This window comes from Staphylococcus sp. FSL W8-0056, from assembly GCF_037963075.1.
GTDB lineage: Bacteria > Bacillota > Bacilli > Staphylococcales > Staphylococcaceae > Staphylococcus > Staphylococcus aureus.
This window is the reverse complement of sequence record NZ_CP150142.1, coordinates 2,759,977-2,778,495: the sequence shown is the minus strand read 5'-3', so window position 1 is coordinate 2,778,495 and position 18,519 is coordinate 2,759,977. Positions and strand designations below refer to the sequence as shown.

Below are 18,519 nucleotides of genomic sequence, written 5' to 3'. Positions count from 1 at the left end.
TAACCTTTTCAATTAATGGCAATTTTAAATTTATATCGTGATTTATTAATTAGTTAAACTCATTTATACATATGATGTATGGATACCGAGAAGCTAATAAACTTTTTAAGTTGCAAATAATCTTATCGTTTACCTTCTTCTTTGAGTCAAATGTAAAACGAGGGTGATTTTGCACAGCCTTCTATAACATATATGCTACTCTTGGTCTTTAACATACTTCTCTACTTCTCGAATTTCTTCCATTTCATATTCCGTTTCTGGTAAAACACCAAACTTTTTATACATATAGTAGTTTTCCTTTCCTGATGGACCAAAACCTAATTTAATCCAATCTATATAATCAAACGATACTTTCAAATTACCCTCTCTTGTAAAATCAAATTCACATGATGTCCATGGTTCTAAATCTTCTTTAAATGCGTTTCTTAACTTCTTAAACAATCTATATAAATCCGTCCACAAATCATAAAATACTTTTTCAGAGACATTATACTCTCTAGGGATATATGTGTAATAATTCAATTCATCACTACCTGGTTTAGTATAATTAAAAACGACTTCTCCACCTTCATCATCTACATAAGCAATTGTATATACTTTTTCCCACTCTACTGGTATCATCCCACTGATTTCATTTGCAATTTCATTGTACATTTGACTTAGTTTTTCTTCGAAAATCATATTATCGCCCCTATAGTTCAGCTTCATCTTGCTCTTTAATATATTGCTCGATTTCTTTAACTTCTTCCATTTCGTATTCCATTTCTGGTATAACCCCAAATTTTTTATACATATAATAATTTTCACGGCCTAATTGATCAAACTCTGTATTTATCCAATCAATATAATCAAATGAAACTTTTAATTTACCTTCGCTTGTAAAGTCAAATTCACATGATGTCCATGGTTCTAAATCTTCTTCTTTAAATGCGTTTCTTAACTTCTTAAACAATCTATATAAATCCGTCCACAAATCATAAAATACTTTTTCAGAGACATTATACTCTCTAGGGATATATGTGTAATAATTCAATTCATCACTACCTGGTTTAGTATAATTAAAAATGACTTCCCCAGCTTGATCAGTTACATAAGCTATTGTAAATACTTGCTCCCATTCTACTGGTATCATCCCACTAATCTCATTCGCAATCTCGTTGTACATTTGACTTAATTTTTCTTCAAAATTCATGTTATCGCCCCTATAGTTCAGCTTCATCTTGCTCTTTAACATAATCTTTTATTTTTTTACCCAATTTATGGCATATTCTTTTTCAGGCCAAATTCCAAATTTTTTATACATGTAATAATGTTCTCTTCCCATTTGTCCAAACTCTGAATTCGCCCAATCAATATAATCAAATGAAACATTCAATTTGCCGTCTCTTGTAAAGTCAAATTCACATGATGTCCATGGTTCGAGTCCTTCTTCTTTAAATAAATCTCTTAGTTTATCAAATTGCTTATATAATTCATATACTGAGTCCATAAATTCTGATCTTGATATATTATATTTATTTAACACGCTCGTATAGTAAAATAATTCATCACTTCTTGGTTCAGTATAATTGTAGAACACTTCTCCACTTCTTTCATTTACATAAGCCATTGCATATACCTTTTCCCATTCTACCGGTATCATACTGCTAATTTTATTTGCAATTTCATTGTACATTTGACTTAGTTTTTCTTCGAAAGTCATATTATCGCCCCTATAGTTCAGCTTCATCTTGCTCTTTAATATATTGCTCGATTTCTTTAATTTCTTCCATTTCATATTCCATTTCTGGTATAACCCCAAATTTTTTGTACATATAATAATTTTCACGGCCTAATTGATCAAACTCTGTATTTATCCAATCAATATAATCAAGTGAAACTTTTAATTTACCTTCACTTGTAAAATCAAATTCACATGATGTCCATGGTTCTAAATCTTCTTCTTTAAATAAATCTCTTAACTCCTCAAACAAATCATATAAATCCATCCATAAATCATCAAATACTTGCACAGAAATGTTATACTCCTTAGGTATATCGGTGTAATAATTCAAGTCATCACTACCTGGTTTAGTATAATTAAAGAATACTTCACCTCCTCCATCATCTATATAAGCCATTGTATATACTTTTTCCCACTCTACCGGTATCATACTGCTAATCTCATTCGCAATCTCATTATATAATTTGCTTATTTTCTCTTCGAAAGTCATGTTATCACCTCTATTGTTCAGCTTCTTCTTGCTCTTTAATATATTGTTCGATTTCTTTAACTTCTTCCATTTCATATTCCATTTCTGGTATAACCCCAAATTTTTTGTACATATAATAATTTTGACGGCCCAATTGATCAAACTCTGTATTGATCCAATCTATATAATCAAATGAAACTTTTAATTCACCTTCTTTTGTAAAATCAAATTCGCATGATGTCCATGGTTCATATCCTTCTTCTTTAAATATATTTCTTAAATTTTGAAATTGTTTATACAACTCATACGCTGAGTCCATAAATTCTGATTCCGATATATCATATTTATTTAATACACTAGTATAGTAGTATAATTCATTGCTTCCAGGTTCTGTGTAATAGTAGAACACTTCTCCACCTTCATCATCTATATAAGCCATTGTATATACTTTTTCCCACTCTACTGGTATCATGCTACTAATCTTATTCGCAATCTCGTTGTACATTTGACTTAATTTTTCTTCGAAAGTCATGTTATCGCCCCTATGTGTTCGAAATATCTCTTGATTAAACTATTAATTTATTCTCTACACTTATTTCCGTTAAATAAAAAGCATTAAACAACACCCAAATGTCGCTTAATGCTTCTTCAAATTCGTTTTACTTATCTTAAACCTAAATATGCTAATAAATTTAAAACAAAAGCAATTATTGTTACGATAATTGCAATTTGCAATAACTTCGAACCTTTTTCAGCATCGTATTTTTTATAATTAATACTACAAACAATACTTCCAATACCAAATAGCGGTGTAACTACTGTTAATACAATAAATACCCATGTTGCAATTTTTAAGCCATTGCCTTGTTTTTGGTTTTCCATCTCATTAACTCCTACTCATTATTTTGTCTTTCAATTTATTTAACTATTTATAATTATAGTAAAAAAGATATTAATAGTATATACTTTTTCATCATTTCATAAATAAAATTTACCCACACCTATATGTAATACAATTATAATAATCTTGATAAAATCATATTCAAAATAAATATCCAACAACTGAATAATATTGGCCTTATTACAACAAAAGCAAACGCTCCTTTTCTAACTCTAATAAACAAATCCCAAACTGCAAATATAATAATGATAAATAAGCTGAGTATGAAAAATGAGATACTTAAGTCACGTGTTTCTGCAGTGATTTGAGGTGTTGACTTTAATGTCATTAATACCGTTAGTACTATAGCTACTATCAAAGAAATAATCCCTTTATACTTAGCTATTTCAATATTTATACGTAAGCTTTCAACTGAATTGTATTCAGATTTATTAACTATTCCACTTGAACTATCTGTAATGTTCTTATATTTTAGTAATAGTGGTCTGTTCCAAAGATTTCTAATAGCCATCCATGCATAAAACAAACTCCCCATATACAAAATCACATTGAAATTTGTTAATTGATCATAGCTGTCGCCTATAAAGATATAAGTGATACCAATTATTACAAACAAAATGGCATAGATGATTATAGGCAATACTACTATTTTTTCAGAATACATCACAGCAGTTAAATATATAATATAATACAGTCCGGCTACGACAATTAATAATAAGAACTCCATATTCGCACCTCAATATTCCATAACTTTTACTTTAATATCAATCCACTTAAATCCATTCACATCATTGAGTATAAAATAATATGGTGATATACGTTGAAGTTGATTTTCTTAATTTAAGTATACTTCACAGTATTTACAAAATCATTTAGTCATCATCTTCTGTGTTTAATTCAAAAATATAGAATCTACTGTATTGCATAATAAATTGAAATGCCACAAATTGTGCTCCAGCGATAACCAACATGCTCACAATAATTATAAACTTGGATTCTACGACATTAGGAATCAATATATATTCGATAATTTTTTCAATATATATAAATGAGCTCAACGCAGTTAATAATAAACCGAAATGTGTTTTAGTTTTACCACCCCAGCGTTTTGTTACTTTAGGTAATTTTAACAACGTAAACATTCCGCCAATTACTAATAATAAATAGCTAATTATGATTGAAATCGTACCCATTAACCAATAATTGAATAAATCATAATGGTTTTGTACAGCTGCAAAATAATAAAGGTTACACAGTGCAAATACTACAGTGATAGTAGTTAACACATTTATAATAACTAAAAATCGAGCATATATTTTTTTATATTTCCGTGCACTTTCTTTTTCGAAATCTATAAACCTAATCCATTGAAGTAAACTAATTACAATAATTATTAATTCTATAATTGTCGTTATCTTTAAATAGTTTGGAAACCTTTCATAATCTAAACCAAAAAAGAAAGTTAGACATGAAAAAAGTATCAAAAACAATGATATTAAACTTAAGGCTTGTGCACCTGGCTTTCGAAGAGTATCAATATTTTCTTTAGTAGTCATATCTGTCTCCTATACATTATCTTTTAAATAGCATATTACGTATTTAAAGTTATAAGTACTTAGGTTTTTATCTATACAAAGCATAAAACTATCTTTATATTATTATTTGACGAGCATCAACTTTACGGTATCTATTGCTTTTTACTTAACCGCCAAAAAAGACTAAACAAAGCTTTATTGTTTAGTCTCACATTAAGATTGTCTATTCTTCTTGCTCTTTAATATATTGCTCGATTTGTTTAACCTCCTCCATTTCATATTCCATTTCTGGTATAACCCCAAATTTTTTGTACATATAATAATTTTCACGGCCCAATTGATCAAACTCTGTATTTATCCAATCTATATAATCAAATGATACTTTCAATTTACCCTCTCTTGTAAAGTCAAATTCACATGATGTCCATGGTTCTAAATCTTCTTCTTTAAATAAATCTCTTAACTCCTCAAACAAATCATATAAATCCATCCATAAATCATCAAATACTTGCACAGAAATGTTATACTCCTTAGGTATATCGGTGTAATAATTCAAGTCATCACTACCTGGCTTAGTATAATTAAAGAATACCTCCCCTCCTCCATCATCTATATAAGCCATTGTATATACTTTTTCCCACTCTACCGGTATCATATTGCTAATCTCATTCGCAATTTCATTGTATATTTTGCTAAGCTTCTCTTCAAATGTCATGTTGGCACCTCTACTTATTTAATATTCTTCTAATATTTCTTTTACCATTAATTTCATATTCAACTTTAAATATAGTCGGCCTTTGACTATTACCTTTATATTTAACTTCTATTTTAATATTTTCTATTGATTTTCCAGACTTGATTGCCTTTTCCCATAGTTTTTCCAACTTGTACCAATCACCATTTTCCTTAAATGAACGGTTGATATATTTACTTTGTGCTACAAGGTTATCTATGTCTTTTGACCCACCAAACATTCTGGCGATTAAGTGACCTCCATCATCGTCTGGTAATCTATCCTCTCCTCCCACAGTTCTTTGTGCATGGTTATTACGACCGCCATCTTTTAGAGAAAGATTGTCTACATAAACTTCTTTTATGCGCCCTTTATGATCAGTCCGATATATGTGACCAGTTGGTGTTGTATATTCTATATTTGCTTTTAGTTTCTTAGGTCTAAGTCTTGCATATTGCTCTCCATATTTGACCTTGGTGTAGTTTGGTGATTCAACATATTTTGATAAATTTATTTCATGGCTACTTACACTATGTTTACCTTCACTTCTCACCATACTATCTTTCGGACCATGTGTCACGTGATTTTGTGGTGTAACAGCACGTTTCATGTTTTGACCCATGTTTCTCAAAGTAGTTGTTTCAGCAAATTTTATACCACCCATTCCCGCTGGTGCAAGTTGTTGTTTAAATGGATGTGCTATTTCTTTATCAAGTCCATTATTCACTATTCGTTTGACATTTTGTGCTTGTTGTCCAATCCAATTTCTACTTTGTTGAACAGTATGAGTTGCTTGACCACGCATGTTACTCAGCATTTGTCCAACATGAGTATTTTGAGCAAAGTTACGAGATTGATTCAACACACTGTTTTTCATCATTCCCATTTTAGGTGAAATACGACTAACTGCTTGTTGCATTGTCTTTTGCAATCCTGTTTTAACTGCAAATTTTTCTCCGCCTTTGAAGCCTAATTTCATTAAACTTTTCCCAGCACCTTTGAGGAAGCCCATACCTGGCAATGGAATAAGCGAAAGTCCTTCCATGATTCGTTCTTCTTTAGATAGCTTTCTTCCAGTTACAATATTTTTTCCTGTGGCTGCATTTGCTGCTGAATAAGCGGAATAAGCACCAATAGCTACTGCTCCAGCAACAGGATTAATACAAGATAAAACTACCATACCAGCTAGTGCTGCAATCTCTATAGCTTCTTCTTTTTTCTTTTGCTCTTCTATCTCTTCCGCTTCAGCTACTGTCATGTAATCACAAGAAGCACCTTGAGTCATCATTTTTTCAAAATCACTCTTAGATAGTTTCTTATCTTCTTTTTTCATTTCTTTGTAATGCTGATCAATTACTTTTACAAATTCTTGATCCGATTTTAATATTTCATCGATGCTATAAACATCGCTGTCACTTTTCTTGGCATCTCCCTTTGCAATTTTCCCAGAAGCCCCATAGGTATCTCTACCATGACCACCGCCATTTTTTATTAATATATTTTCCAATTTAACATTCGTTATACCTTTGAATGCTTTATCTATATCTTCTATAAATGGCGTGTCAATAATTTCTTTCATTTTCGAATCTAATTGAGATGCATAATCATATAGCTCATTTTGATAATACCCCATTAATTTAGATCCTTGTGGACCTACTACACTACTTGTTAATGATATTGCGCCATCTTCGTCTAAAGAACTGACATCGCTTACCGCATCATCCATTGTTGTATCTACATCTAAGAAGTCTTGACCCTCTATTGCATCTATTACACTTTGGATAGATGACTTTTCATTGTCATAATCAGCTGTTAGATATTCAATATCTTTTGTCATGTCATGCACCTATCCCTCAATATTATAGTAAAGCTTGGCAAATTCCGTACCCCAATGTTCATCTGCTTCAAAGAACTTTTGTGCTGAATTCATGACGCCACCACCGAGTGTACTCAATGGACCTTTGAGACCACTAATGACTGTTGCAGCACTACTATAGCCATTTTCCATAGAATGTGCAGCTTTTTCACTACTGTAGTAATTTAATTGCGCTATTTTTCCAAAGTTTTGAGCTATTTCATCATACTTTTGACTAATGCTTTCCAATTCTTTTACAACATGTGCAATCGTTTCAGCTTTAACACTAATTTTTCCACTCAACGTCATTACTCCTCTGCTTTATTAATATGATTTTCATCAGTATCGAATCCAAATAATTCTCGTATAAATGTATTAATGACACCAATATGAACATTCAGCACTTTATCTTTTAATGGGTATCGAATGAGTAACAAATCATTTTGTTCATAAATGTTATATAAACTTTGTTGAGGGTCACCTTGATGATTGTAGATTTCAATTTCTAAAACACGCCCAATCGTATCGATACTTTCATTATTTAAGTTCTCCAATATTTCATCGTCAATTTGTTTAAAGTCCCAATCATTGGATTTTTCTTGTCTCATCAATAAAGGATATGATTGTACAATCGACCACCATGCAATGTCTTTATTGATAATTCGTATTTGAAACCCATTATTTTTAAACCGGCTTAACAAAATATATTCATCTTTTTCATAGCTAAATGGTGCAAAATACATATCATTAATTCGAATATTTACAATTGCGCTAATATACTCTCTTACTAATGTAGCCACTTTAAAACCTGCATCAGTTAACTTGTCATTCTCTGTTACTAATTCTTTTTCAATTAAAGCCACTTTAGCTTCTTCAAAATTTGATGGATCAAACAATTCAAAATTTACGAGAGGCAATTTACTACCACCTAAAATTGTTAATTCTTCGTAAGAAAAATAATCTATTCGCTTAACATCTTTCATCATGGGTTCACCCTATCAAGTCCTTGCTTAATTGATAATGTATCGTATTTCGCTAGATTTTGACTTAAGTTATCAATTGCTTTTTGATGGTCAGCCATCGGTTGTACTAATTCTTCTTGAAACTTTGCCATAATAAGTAACACATCTTTCACCTTATTGGCGAACTGTCCTTCCCAATCACTACCTTCGATATACTCAGCGAGCTGTTGCGTTTGCTTTTGACATGCTTCAATATCTTTAGCTATTTTTGCCGCTAATTGTTTCGCTTGATTCACCTTGCCACCATCTGCTTTAATCCCTTTATATCCACCCATATCTTCACCTCAATATTAATTCATTGCTTTATTAAAATATTCACTTGCCTTTTCGCCAGCAATTCCCTTAGCTTTTTGGAGGGATTCTTTATTTTTATCGATATCTTCACCCAACATTTCAAGCTTTTGTTTCATCAAATTTCTTTTTTCGATATATAACGTATTGGGCGCTTTTCCTTTAACAGATACACTGTCTTTATTAGCACTAGATTTTGCAGTTTGTACGTCCTTTGCTGTGCTTTCAACATCATCTAGTGCAATACTTAAATTAAATTCTAATCGCTTATATTGTTCAGCTTTTCTTAAATATCCAGAACGAACTTCAATTTCATGCGCAATCTCTTCAGCATGCTTTTTAATATCTTTAAATTTCGACTTGACCATTGTTTCAATATCATTAAAATTCATAACATACCTCCCTCCTATTTAATTCATTACTATTTAAACCATCTAATCTTTTGATAAGCTTGATTCGCGACCATATACGCTTCGTTTTCTTTAATAACAGGTTCTCGTTGAATAAATCTAAATTTAAAGAATTGTTGGTCTGAAATACGAATACCTATACTAAATTGGTTAATCATTTTACGTGCAACATCAATCTGTTTATCATAAGCATCTATTAATTCTTTATGAATGCCGACAAATAAAATGTTCAAGCCAAGTTCTGGTCCTTTTGTAATAAGCTTTTTAACATCATCTTCCGGGATATACGTGCAATCAATATATGTTTTAAAATCATTGATAATGTAAAGTGAATCTTTTTCAAATGGACCGTCCATTTCTCTTTGTTTTAAGTCTTCAATCATTAGTTGATGAATCGCTTTAATGTCTTCTCTTTCTTCGGCAAAGTTAGCCACTTGATGCCTATAAGCTTTAAACTCTCCACTTGAGTCTGCGATACAAATCGCATATTTTTCATTTAATATGTCAATTTCTTTCATCATAATTTCGGCAATATGCGCAATTTCTCTCGGATTTTCTGATGAAATCATTGCTGGTTCAGTTAATTTAATTTTTTGTAGTGTAACACCTTCATAATCTAATCCAATTGGTAAAGCACCATTGGCAACTATATCTGGTAAGCTTAATGATTCTCTGTAATCTTCATATTTAATTTCATCTGGCATCATAGGAATATCATTTGGTGTTTCACCTTTATAAAATTCTGTCATCGCCGATACTTCATCATTAATTTGATCATTATATGATTTAGTCTCATCATGTTTAAATGGTTGGCCAATATGGAATGATACATTGTCATCACTACTTAACAATGCTCGACCCACTACATCTTTAACCGCAAATTTTTGTTGCCCTACTACGTTCGACACCTCTGATTTATCATATAAAAACATGGCGATACGCGTTTTCATATTAATGTACATTGGCGTTTTCATTGCGTTAGCTCTTGAAGCAGTTAAGGTTACTTGCATGTCTAATGCTAGCCCTTCACGTGTCATTTTAATCATCATATTTTCAAAAACTTCTTGGAAAGGTGAATCTTTTACTGCGTCAAAGTTATCAATAAGAATAAAGACATACGGAATTGTTTCACCAGTTAATTTTCGATATTCAGAAATACTAGTAACACGATACTGACTTAAAATCTTCTTACGACGATCGATTTCATCATTAAATATACGTATCGCCTTAGCAATCTTGTCTTCTTGATCTACTGTAAAATAATCAGCAACATGTGGTATATCTGTGACTGGCATCAAACCATTGGTACCGAAATCGAACAAGTACATGTGTGCTTGATCAGGACGATGGTGTCTTGCAACATCGAAAATAATGTTGTGTAAGAACGTTGTTCTACCATATCCTGGACTTCCGATTAACGCGATGTGCCCAGCTTTTTTCAATTGCAATACCATCGGTCCTTGATATTGTTCTTCTGGTACGTCTTTAAGTCCTAATGTTAATTCCACTTCTTTTGCATCATCTGACCATAATTTTCTGAAATCTGTTTCTACTAAATCTTCTTGATATACATTTTCTGGTAATGGTGGTAACCATGGACGCTTAACTTCTTCAATTTCTAATCGTGTTGTAATAGATTCGATATGATCGATAACCGCTTCTAACTCGGTTTGGTTTTCTTTCGTTTCTTCATCTTCAAGTCCACTCAAGTCTTTGTTGATTGCTTGAAGTTGACCATAGTCATTAATCATGTAAATCGTCTTATCTTCAACTTCTAATTTATCGCCTTCGATGTCATATGTTGCACCACTCCATGCAGATTGGAATAATTCATAAATTTCATTATTACCAACTTGTAAATACGCACGACCTGGTAATGTAATGTCTGCTGCATCTGGTGTTTTTAAAATTTCATTACTGTCTTGTCTATCTTGTACTTTTAATGCCAATTTAAATTTAGAGTTAGACCAAATTTGGTCATCAACAACACCCGATGGTTTTTGTGTCGCAAGTATTAAATGAATACCTAACGAACGTCCAATACGTGCCGTTGATACAAGTTCTTTCATAAAATCAGGTTGTTCTGATTTTAATTCGGCAAACTCATCGGAAATAATGAATAAATGTGGCATTGGTTCTGTTGCAACACCTTCTTTAAATAACTTATGGTATTGATTAATATGGTTAACATCATGCTCTCCGAATAAACGTTGACGTTTTCTCAATTCGGCTTTGATTGATGTTAAGGCACGCATCGCTTCATCGCCATCTAAGTTTGTAATCGTACCAACTAAATGGACTAAATCTTTAAATAAGTTCGCCATACCCCCACCTTTATAGTCAATCAATAGGAACGCAACTTCATGTGGATGAAAATTAATAGCTAAAGATAAAATGTATGATTGGATAATCTCAGATTTCCCTGAACCAGTGGTACCAGCAACTAAACCATGTGGCCCGTGTGCTTTTTCATGTAAGTTCAATGATAAAATATCATCTTTACCTCTTACACCTAAAGGTACTGCCATCGTTTTGTATGTTTCGTTTTGTCTCCATCGATTAACCACATCAAGCTGATCTACTTCTTTCACGTTATACATCTCTAAAAATGTAATACTATCAGGAATTGCATTTTTCAAATGTTCGACGTGTATCAAATTCGCCAAACGTCTCGCGATATATTCTTTATCAACGTTATCAATATTTTCAGGTGTAAATTTCAATTGAACTAATTCTTTTTCTTTCGTAATCAGTTCGCCTTCAGTACGAGACTTGATATCAATAATGGTATCTACATGCTCTGGCAAACTTTCAATCACATCTTCAACAAAGATTAATGAAATACCATATTCTGATAAATCTTGGTTTACATATTCTAAAATGACATGATCAATAATTAATGACATATCTGTAATGACAAACACTAATTGCGGTGTGAAAATAATTTGCTCATTACTTCTGCTGCGTTCACGCACAGCTTGGATACGTTCTTTAATCATGCTATAAATTGACGTTAAAATTTGGTCACGTGTTCGTTGATTGTAAACAAACCCTCTAATGTTTTGACCTCTCAATGTCATATGTGGCAACCAACGTGCCCATTTCAATGTTTCAACTTCATCTTCACGTGTCACAAATAGAAACTCTAAATCATGATAACTATGGAACGTTGACAATTGGATTAGCATTTTCTCCAATTCTTCTAAAATGAGATGTCGTGCACCAATATATGCAATTGGTCCATGATTTAAATCATTGATTAATGGTGCTTGTTCTACATCTGTGTAAAATTCATACAATTCTTTAGCATCGTCGAATAGTTCATCACGACGTTGGTTAAATTCTTCTTCTTGGTAATCTAATTTGAATGACTTTTCTACATTCGCAATACCTAACTTATAATGTAAGAAATCGTGATGATGCGATGTTTTTTCATATATTCTTGGTGCTTTCGTTTCAACGATATCTTTAATTTCAGCAACCGTTGGATAATGGTAATTCAAACTAAAACGTTGTGCTTTAATCGCTTTATTAATTTCTTTAGATTTATTATCCAAATAAGCTTTGTAATCTTTCTCTCGTTTTTCAACATCTTTGTTATACTTTTTCTTTTCAGAGAAATACGTTGTAATACCAAATACTATCGTTACTGTACTCATACCAATCATCATTAAAATATAAATACCAATTGGTCTCACTAAAAAGATGACAACAGTTAAAGCAATCATTACTAATGGCGGTATAATGGAACGCCATATCACTGTATTGTTCTTCTGTATTGGCTGTGGCGGTCTTTCAATCTTAATATCATCGGTCGGTTCACGGTGAATAATCCTTGGCGAACGATGGTACGTATTGTAATCATCTGCCTGTGCATGTGGCATCTCTTGTGTTAAGCGAATTAATGACGATGCCACTGTATTCTGACTCAATACATTTAAACCATCAGCTTGTACTTCGAGCCATATCCCTTCAACATAAATATGATCACCAATGTAAGCTTTGTTTGTTAATTGCTCTTGTAGTTCATAGTTAATATACACATCTGTATTTTTATCGTGCACAATGCGTACGTATTGTGATTCTTGTATTGATTGAAAATCTTTAATAATGATGGCATTCATCAAGCTTTGAATAACCATATCATCATACGCATTTGGCCCAATTGTCATCGTATCTTGAATTGAAGGATACGCAAATGATGCATAATCAGCTTCTGTATAAAGCTGTAATGTAATGTCATCAAGGTCACCTTTTCTAACAAGCACCTTATTAATAGAAGTATGATTCGCTTGCCAAGTACCTTGATTATTTTGTTCTAAATGAATGACTTCGCCTAACGATTTCAACGTAATATCTGCACGCTCGTCTTCGCTAATAGTATATGTCTTACCATCTCGCAAATTGAGCATCTTCAATTGTTTGTTATATTTTATAATCAATTTATGCATTGTCTTTGCCTCAGTCCTATACTATTTTTTTCTTTCAGCTTCTTGGCGTTTTTCTTTATCTTTTTGTGCTTGTTCTTTTTGTTTCTTTTCGTTCTCTTCTTGTTGCTTTAATTTCTCATCTTTCGCTTTTGCTTTCTCTTCTTCAGATTTCGCTTTTTCATCTTTAACTTGTTTTTCTTTGTCTAAAATATCTTGCAATTTATCGTTATACTTTTTCGTTTCTTCAGAACGTTTATCATTCGATAAATCTCCGTTATTTTTAATCTCATTTAATTTATTAATCAACGCTAACTTTGTAATATCGTTATCATCTAAATAAGTGGCAATATTAATCGCTTCATCAAGATGTCCTTGTCCTAATTCCATCCAATATAATAAGTAGTCTTTGTTTGAATTTGGTGTCACGTTATTAAGTAAATTTTCTTTCTTATCTTTTTCTAAACCTTGTTTATTTGTTTGGATATAACTTTTGGCATAAATGTAAAGTGCCTCTTTATCTAATTTTTTTCCATCTAAATCATCATACGTATTTAGTACTTGCGTATAATCATCCTTTACAAATGCTTGGTATCCTTTTTCAATGCGCTCATTATGCTTCATTACTGAAAAATATAAAAAGGCTAAAAATGCAATTAATAACACACTTAACGTTGTCATGCCGATAGCAACCCATTTGAAAACGGTATGCCCTACTTTGCGTACATATGCATAATTTTGACTATAATCTTGTTCTTGTTTCTGATACTGTTCATCTAAAAATGCCGTTAGTAAATCTAACGTTGCCGCTTCAATAACTTTAGTTTCAAATGGCGTTCCTTTATGTAGTTCTAAGTTTCCTTCAACTAAAGCATCAAATGATTGTTTCTCATTGAATGCACAGATAACCAGTGCTTTATATCTTGTTAAAAATTCAGCTTCTGACACCGGTAATGGATCAACAACATTTTGTAAACCTCTTGTTTTAGCAATTGGTAATCCATCTCTTGTGAAAAATAACTCATCTGGTGTCAAAACAAATGTGTAACGTGTACGATTTACTTCTTCTAAATTTTTGATATTGAGTAAGTATCGTAATTTTTCATTTTTAGTAAATGATTTAATATTATCAAAAGGTGTATGATTGTCATTAATGTCATAATGTATTTGGAAACTGTCACGTAGTTCAGTTAATTCAGCATCTATAAAATATGGAGAATGTTGTTCTAATAAGTACATTAAATGAAAATGTTCTGGTTTAATTGAAGACTTAGGAATCTCTCTCATATCTAAGCGTAATTTTGTTTTAGCTGCTTCTTCAGCATCTAAAGGCGTTAACATATCTTGCATTTCATTTTTAGGGTTATGATTTTTAACCATCTATTTTTCCTCCTATAGTAACTTCAAAATATCTCCATCAGCGATTTGATAATCAATGAGTCGATCATTTTCAACAAGTAATTGACCTTTCGTCATCACTTTAATTTGTGTATTGACATCAAATATTGAAATGTCCAAACTATCCAATACTAAAGCTATTAAATTTTTTATCGGTAAATATGCTGGTACTGCTAAGTCATATGTGCCGTAATTATAATTAGTAAAATCAAATGTTACTTTTACGTGCTGATTCATTTTTCGTTCGTCTCCCTTTATGAATTGAAAAAATGACAAATCCTAAAGTCAAAAAAGCCCCTACAGACATCAAAATGTACGGGAATATTTTTTTCTCCTGCTTGTTTTGAATATAGGGGCTTTTATCACTCTCCGAAGTCTTTTCTAAGTTAGATTTGGAAAATAACACTTTTTTAGTTTCATTCAAGCGAGTCGAGTGACTCGCTTGATTTTGAAACATATCATTTTTTATTTGTTGTTGTCGTTCTTTTTTCTGCTTAGCAATCGCGTCGTTGACTTCTTTACTATCTTTATTAAATAGCGTTGTATCATATTGATTTAAATCATTATTGATTCGCTTTTCCTCTTCTTGTTGCACATCAATATTAAGTCCGCCATTATTGCTAGATGCTGTTAAAAAAGTTAAAGCAATCACGCTATTCATCAACATTAGATTAATCTCTCTTTCTTAAAGTGTTTTATAAACATGTTCAGTACAAAACCAATAATCACAAGTACTGTTAATATTACTAGTGCCAAGCCTATAGGATGCTCTGCATTTAAATAATTGAAGAACATGTTATCGATATAAGACAATGGTGAAATTTTATTAGTCACACCTTGTCCAGCCGCTTTCAAATTATTCATAGCTACAAAGTATAGACCCAATGCAGCAATCATTAAGAACATACCGATAGATTTTACCTGTCTTAGTAAATACGTATTAATAAGTACAAAGACCATCATAGTTAAAATCACCATTAAGATGAATTTCGCTCTATAGCCAGCTAATACATGGAACTTATTCATTGCAATTAAACCGACAATTAATCCTTCTACCAAACCAGTTGTACCAATAACACCTGACGTAATGACATTATTCCAAAGATGGTTTTTACTACTATAATCATCTTTAATGAAATTCATTTGACCTTTGGCACGTTCATAACTATAGAAAATATATGCTGTAATCATTGATAGTAAATACATCAATAATACGAATAATGTCGGTGAAATCACCTCTGTATTACCATTATTAGCTAAAACATTTTCTAAGTTTTTCTTTTGAACCGGATTACTCATAAATGCTTTTAATGCTTGGTTTTGTCTGTCGCCATCTTTAGAATTTTGTAATACTTTTTTAAACTCTTTAGCGAATAACTCATTATCTTTATCGTTTTTAGCCATTTGACGGTTCAAATCATTCGCTCTTACGCCTAATGCTCGACCTGTCGCATGTAGTTTATTCACATTATTATCTAATTGATTTAATTGTCCACTAACTGAATCTGCAATTGTTTTTGATTCTTGTGTATCAGATAGCAATTGCGTGCTCTTTTCAGAAATTCTGCTAATTTCTTTATCTAAGTTAGAAGACATTGTGTTGAATTCATCATTTTTGCCTTTGTCAATTTTTGGTTCTTGTGGTTCTTCAGCAAAAGTCTTTTTAACGTTTTCTAACTGATCAATCAGCTTAGAAATATCTTCTTTATTTTTTGTTGTATTCTTTTTGTTATTTAAAATGTCATCAATCAGTTTGTCTGAGTTTTCTTCCATTGAATCAATTTGATGTAACACAGCTACTTTATCGTCTTTGAAACTTTCCATGTCATTGATAACTTGGTCAACCATCATATCAATTAAACGTTTGTTATCGAATGGTTTATCTTCTCTGCCTTTTGTATCTGTGTACATTTTATAATGTGCATCAAACCTAGATAATGCACTCAATTGCTGGCTTAATGCATCTTTCGATAAGCGACCATCAAGGTTATGATTCAATGTTACATCCACAACACTCGTTGCTTTCTTATCATTTGGTTCATCTTGACGATTTGCTTGTCCAAATAACAATTGTAAATGCATTGTTTTATCTTTTAAGAAATCTTTCTCAGCATCCTTTTTCAATTTAGCAACGCCATTGACTTCAACTTTATATTCCTTGTTAGATGTATCGAGTTGAACACTTTGATCCTTAATGTCATATTTTTTACCATTAATTTTAATGTCGCCTTCAAAGTTAAAATGAGGATCTGTTGCAACAGTTAATTGATTAATATCATTACTTTTAATCGTTTCAGTACGTTGCACTTTGACACCATCATTAATCAAACTACTTGTGTCTTGCGCAACTTGGTTATCGTAATCTGTTAAATTAATGTGTTCTGCTAACGGTTTTTTCAAATTATATTCGTTTTTATAACGTTTTGCTTCTTTGACAATTGCTTCGTATTTATTAGCTTCACCCTCATTTAAACCTGCAGCTATAAAGTCTTGTTTAGACATGTTATAGATAAATGTTGTATCTGTATCAGGTTCTTTGACAATATCATCATGAAGTTGTTTTTCTAAGTTTTCAGCGAATTGAGCATTGTTCATTTTAATGCTATTTAGCGCATCTTGTAAGTCTTTGTTATTTGCAAGCTCATCTTGCAGTGATTCTGTTAATTGCTTACGGTAGTCTTCAATCATACCTTTTGAAAATGGTGACTCTTGTGATTGAATGATTTCTCTTAATTTATCTAAGTTTTCTTTAACAGTTTGTTTATATTCTTCTTTACCTGTATCTTGCATACTTGATTGTTGATCAATTTGGCTGTCCATCTGTTTTAATGCATTGATATAGTTATCAAGTTCCACACTATCTTTTTGCGATTTATAATCTTGTAACATTTTATCCATCGCTGTATTGTGCTCGTCAAATAATGAATTTTGTTTTTCAATTAAAGTCGAAACATTATAATCTGTGTTCACCCTGAACGTATCTGAATTCGCACTCAATAATGATTTATTGTATGTTTGGAACCATTTTGTAATGTCTTTGTTTGCAGAAATTGAATTTACAAGCGTATCTGTAAATAATTCCGGGAAGTCGTTAATTGGATTTAATAAGTAATTCGAGAATTTACTATTCACACCATGTTCACGCGTCATAATAGCGCCAACATTTTTTTGTGCATTATGTAAATTATCAATGATGCTTGTTAAATAAATTTCGACTAAGTTTTTGTTAAAGTCGTTAAGTACATTACTTACAACTTTTTCTGTGTTTTTAGCTACTTCTTCTTTTTGTCCTACAGCTGTTTTATACTGTAGCGATATTTTCGATGGTGTTTTAGCGTCTAATTGCATTGCCAATTTTGAAAAGTTTTCTGGGATAACAATCATGACTTGGTATCCACCATTTTTCAAACCAGACTCAGCAACGTTTCTTGTTACTGTTTCAAATTTATAGTTTTTCTCATTTGCTAACCTTTTAATAAATGCTTGACCCAGCTCAACTTTTTTACCATTATATGTCGTTGGTTGATCCTCGTTAACAATTGCGATATGTATTTTATTATTTTTATTACTTACACTTTGGGATCCTTTTTCTGATTGATCTCCATATTTTGTTTGAACAAAAAATATCATACTAACTATGGCAATTATAATAATTAAAGTGACAATTAATGCATAAATCCAATTTTTCTTTTTCATGCTTATTTCCTTTCAGTTGTTTTCTTAAAAAATGATAAGCAAAGCCACATTAGAAAATG

Annotated in this window: 19 protein-coding genes; all 19 read right to left on the bottom strand. The window is 31.6% G+C overall.

Going from position 1 to position 18,519, the window contains the following annotated elements:
- Positions 1 to 195 precede the first annotated feature (195 nt).
- The 19 genes from NSS86_RS13850 to esaA all read right to left on the bottom strand — a co-directional run bounded on the left by NSS86_RS13850 (position 196) and on the right by esaA (position 18,460).
- Entirely contained in the window at positions 196 to 681 is a 486-nt protein-coding gene (locus NSS86_RS13850) for a TIGR01741 family protein (protein WP_000575678.1), read from the bottom strand.
- Positions 682 to 691: 10 nt separating this feature from the next.
- Positions 692 to 1,192 (bottom strand): TIGR01741 family protein, encoded by a 501-nt coding sequence (locus NSS86_RS13845; RefSeq protein ID WP_001008493.1) that lies wholly within the window; start codon positions 1,190 to 1,192, stop codon positions 692 to 694.
- A 48-nt stretch (positions 1,193 to 1,240) separates the two neighbouring features.
- Positions 1,241 to 1,702 carry a TIGR01741 family protein gene (locus NSS86_RS13840; protein WP_001557576.1) on the bottom strand — a complete coding sequence of 154 codons (462 nt, stop codon included), beginning with the start codon at positions 1,700 to 1,702 and terminating at the stop codon, positions 1,241 to 1,243.
- A gap of 10 nt (positions 1,703 to 1,712) precedes the next feature.
- A complete protein-coding gene (locus tag NSS86_RS13835; protein WP_000141941.1) occupies positions 1,713 to 2,213 on the bottom strand; it encodes a TIGR01741 family protein in 501 nt (166 codons plus the stop codon).
- A 10-nt stretch (positions 2,214 to 2,223) separates the two neighbouring features.
- Entirely contained in the window at positions 2,224 to 2,724 is a 501-nt protein-coding gene (locus NSS86_RS13830) for a TIGR01741 family protein (RefSeq protein WP_000142138.1), read from the bottom strand.
- 131 nt (positions 2,725 to 2,855) lie between these two features.
- The gene (locus NSS86_RS13825) at positions 2,856 to 3,074 is read right to left on the bottom strand and encodes a hypothetical protein (RefSeq protein ID WP_000431307.1); all 219 of its coding nucleotides are present in this window, start codon (positions 3,072 to 3,074) and stop codon (positions 2,856 to 2,858) included.
- Between the two features lie 134 nt (positions 3,075 to 3,208).
- A complete protein-coding gene (locus NSS86_RS13820; protein WP_000394911.1) occupies positions 3,209 to 3,820 on the bottom strand; it encodes a DUF5080 family protein in 612 nt (203 codons plus the stop codon).
- A 145-nt stretch (positions 3,821 to 3,965) separates the two neighbouring features.
- On the bottom strand, positions 3,966 to 4,649 hold the full coding sequence (locus tag NSS86_RS13815) for a DUF5079 family protein (RefSeq protein ID WP_000208417.1): 684 nt from the start codon (positions 4,647 to 4,649) through the stop codon (positions 3,966 to 3,968).
- A 202-nt stretch (positions 4,650 to 4,851) separates the two neighbouring features.
- On the bottom strand, positions 4,852 to 5,343 hold the full coding sequence (locus NSS86_RS13810; protein WP_000142044.1) for a TIGR01741 family protein: 492 nt from the start codon (positions 5,341 to 5,343) through the stop codon (positions 4,852 to 4,854).
- Positions 5,344 to 5,353: 10 nt separating this feature from the next.
- Positions 5,354 to 7,198, bottom strand: coding sequence for a DNA/RNA non-specific endonuclease (locus NSS86_RS13805; RefSeq protein WP_000159014.1), 1,845 nt, complete (start codon positions 7,196 to 7,198; stop codon positions 5,354 to 5,356).
- Between the two features lie 9 nt (positions 7,199 to 7,207).
- Positions 7,208 to 7,525, bottom strand: a complete 318-nt coding sequence (gene esxD / locus NSS86_RS13800) for a type VII secretion system extracellular protein EsxD (protein WP_000175722.1) — start codon at positions 7,523 to 7,525, stop codon at positions 7,208 to 7,210.
- Positions 7,525 to 8,199 carry a DUF5081 family protein gene (locus NSS86_RS13795; RefSeq protein WP_000655881.1) on the bottom strand — a complete coding sequence of 225 codons (675 nt, stop codon included), beginning with the start codon at positions 8,197 to 8,199 and terminating at the stop codon, positions 7,525 to 7,527. The genes esxD and NSS86_RS13795 overlap by 1 nt, the downstream gene beginning before the upstream one ends.
- Positions 8,199 to 8,513: a WXG100 family type VII secretion effector EsxB gene (gene esxB, locus NSS86_RS13790; protein ID WP_000509671.1), complete on the bottom strand. Its 315-nt coding sequence runs from the start codon at positions 8,511 to 8,513 to the stop codon at positions 8,199 to 8,201. Before esxB ends, NSS86_RS13795 begins: the two co-directional genes overlap by 1 nt.
- A gap of 15 nt (positions 8,514 to 8,528) precedes the next feature.
- Positions 8,529 to 8,921: a type VII secretion substrate EsaC gene (esaC, locus tag NSS86_RS13785; protein ID WP_001010292.1), complete on the bottom strand. Its 393-nt coding sequence runs from the start codon at positions 8,919 to 8,921 to the stop codon at positions 8,529 to 8,531.
- Between the two features lie 29 nt (positions 8,922 to 8,950).
- Positions 8,951 to 13,390: a type VII secretion protein EssC gene (gene essC / locus NSS86_RS13780; RefSeq protein ID WP_000549287.1), complete on the bottom strand. Its 4,440-nt coding sequence runs from the start codon at positions 13,388 to 13,390 to the stop codon at positions 8,951 to 8,953.
- A 21-nt stretch (positions 13,391 to 13,411) separates the two neighbouring features.
- On the bottom strand, positions 13,412 to 14,746 hold the full coding sequence (gene essB, locus NSS86_RS13775; protein ID WP_000240345.1) for a type VII secretion protein EssB: 1,335 nt from the start codon (positions 14,744 to 14,746) through the stop codon (positions 13,412 to 13,414).
- A 12-nt stretch (positions 14,747 to 14,758) separates the two neighbouring features.
- Positions 14,759 to 15,001 (bottom strand): type VII secretion protein EsaB, encoded by a 243-nt coding sequence (gene esaB, locus NSS86_RS13770; RefSeq protein ID WP_001071606.1) that lies wholly within the window; start codon positions 14,999 to 15,001, stop codon positions 14,759 to 14,761.
- Complete coding sequence (essA, locus tag NSS86_RS13765) at positions 14,973 to 15,431, bottom strand: type VII secretion protein EssA (RefSeq protein WP_000928938.1); 459 nt, start codon at positions 15,429 to 15,431, stop codon at positions 14,973 to 14,975. Before essA ends, esaB begins: the two co-directional genes overlap by 29 nt.
- The gene (esaA, locus tag NSS86_RS13760; RefSeq protein WP_000728958.1) at positions 15,431 to 18,460 is read right to left on the bottom strand and encodes a type VII secretion protein EsaA; all 3,030 of its coding nucleotides are present in this window, start codon (positions 18,458 to 18,460) and stop codon (positions 15,431 to 15,433) included. The genes essA and esaA overlap by 1 nt, the downstream gene beginning before the upstream one ends.
- Between the last annotated feature and the right edge of the window lie 59 nt (positions 18,461 to 18,519).

Coding starts and splice junctions, on each gene's coding strand:
- NSS86_RS13850 (WP_000575678.1), bottom strand. CDS start 681: ATGATTTTCGAAGAAAAACTAAGTCAAATGTACAATGAAATTGCAAAT.
- NSS86_RS13845 (WP_001008493.1), bottom strand. CDS start 1,192: ATGAATTTTGAAGAAAAATTAAGTCAAATGTACAACGAGATTGCGAAT.
- NSS86_RS13840 (WP_001557576.1), bottom strand. CDS start 1,702: ATGACTTTCGAAGAAAAACTAAGTCAAATGTACAATGAAATTGCAAAT.
- NSS86_RS13835 (WP_000141941.1), bottom strand. CDS start 2,213: ATGACTTTCGAAGAGAAAATAAGCAAATTATATAATGAGATTGCGAAT.
- NSS86_RS13830 (WP_000142138.1), bottom strand. CDS start 2,724: ATGACTTTCGAAGAAAAATTAAGTCAAATGTACAACGAGATTGCGAAT.
- NSS86_RS13825 (WP_000431307.1), bottom strand. CDS start 3,074: ATGGAAAACCAAAAACAAGGCAATGGCTTAAAAATTGCAACATGGGTA.
- NSS86_RS13820 (WP_000394911.1), bottom strand. CDS start 3,820: ATGGAGTTCTTATTATTAATTGTCGTAGCCGGACTGTATTATATTATA.
- NSS86_RS13815 (WP_000208417.1), bottom strand. CDS start 4,649: ATGACTACTAAAGAAAATATTGATACTCTTCGAAAGCCAGGTGCACAA.
- NSS86_RS13810 (WP_000142044.1), bottom strand. CDS start 5,343: ATGACATTTGAAGAGAAGCTTAGCAAAATATACAATGAAATTGCGAAT.
- NSS86_RS13805 (WP_000159014.1), bottom strand. CDS start 7,198: ATGACAAAAGATATTGAATATCTAACAGCTGATTATGACAATGAAAAG.
- esxD (WP_000175722.1), bottom strand. CDS start 7,525: ATGACGTTGAGTGGAAAAATTAGTGTTAAAGCTGAAACGATTGCACAT.
- NSS86_RS13795 (WP_000655881.1), bottom strand. CDS start 8,199: ATGAAAGATGTTAAGCGAATAGATTATTTTTCTTACGAAGAATTAACA.
- esxB (WP_000509671.1), bottom strand. CDS start 8,513: ATGGGTGGATATAAAGGGATTAAAGCAGATGGTGGCAAGGTGAATCAA.
- esaC (WP_001010292.1), bottom strand. CDS start 8,921: ATGAATTTTAATGATATTGAAACAATGGTCAAGTCGAAATTTAAAGAT.
- essC (WP_000549287.1), bottom strand. CDS start 13,390: ATGCATAAATTGATTATAAAATATAACAAACAATTGAAGATGCTCAAT.
- essB (WP_000240345.1), bottom strand. CDS start 14,746: ATGGTTAAAAATCATAACCCTAAAAATGAAATGCAAGATATGTTAACG.
- esaB (WP_001071606.1), bottom strand. CDS start 15,001: ATGAATCAGCACGTAAAAGTAACATTTGATTTTACTAATTATAATTAC.
- essA (WP_000928938.1), bottom strand. CDS start 15,431: ATGTTGATGAATAGCGTGATTGCTTTAACTTTTTTAACAGCATCTAGC.
- esaA (WP_000728958.1), bottom strand. CDS start 18,460: ATGAAAAAGAAAAATTGGATTTATGCATTAATTGTCACTTTAATTATT.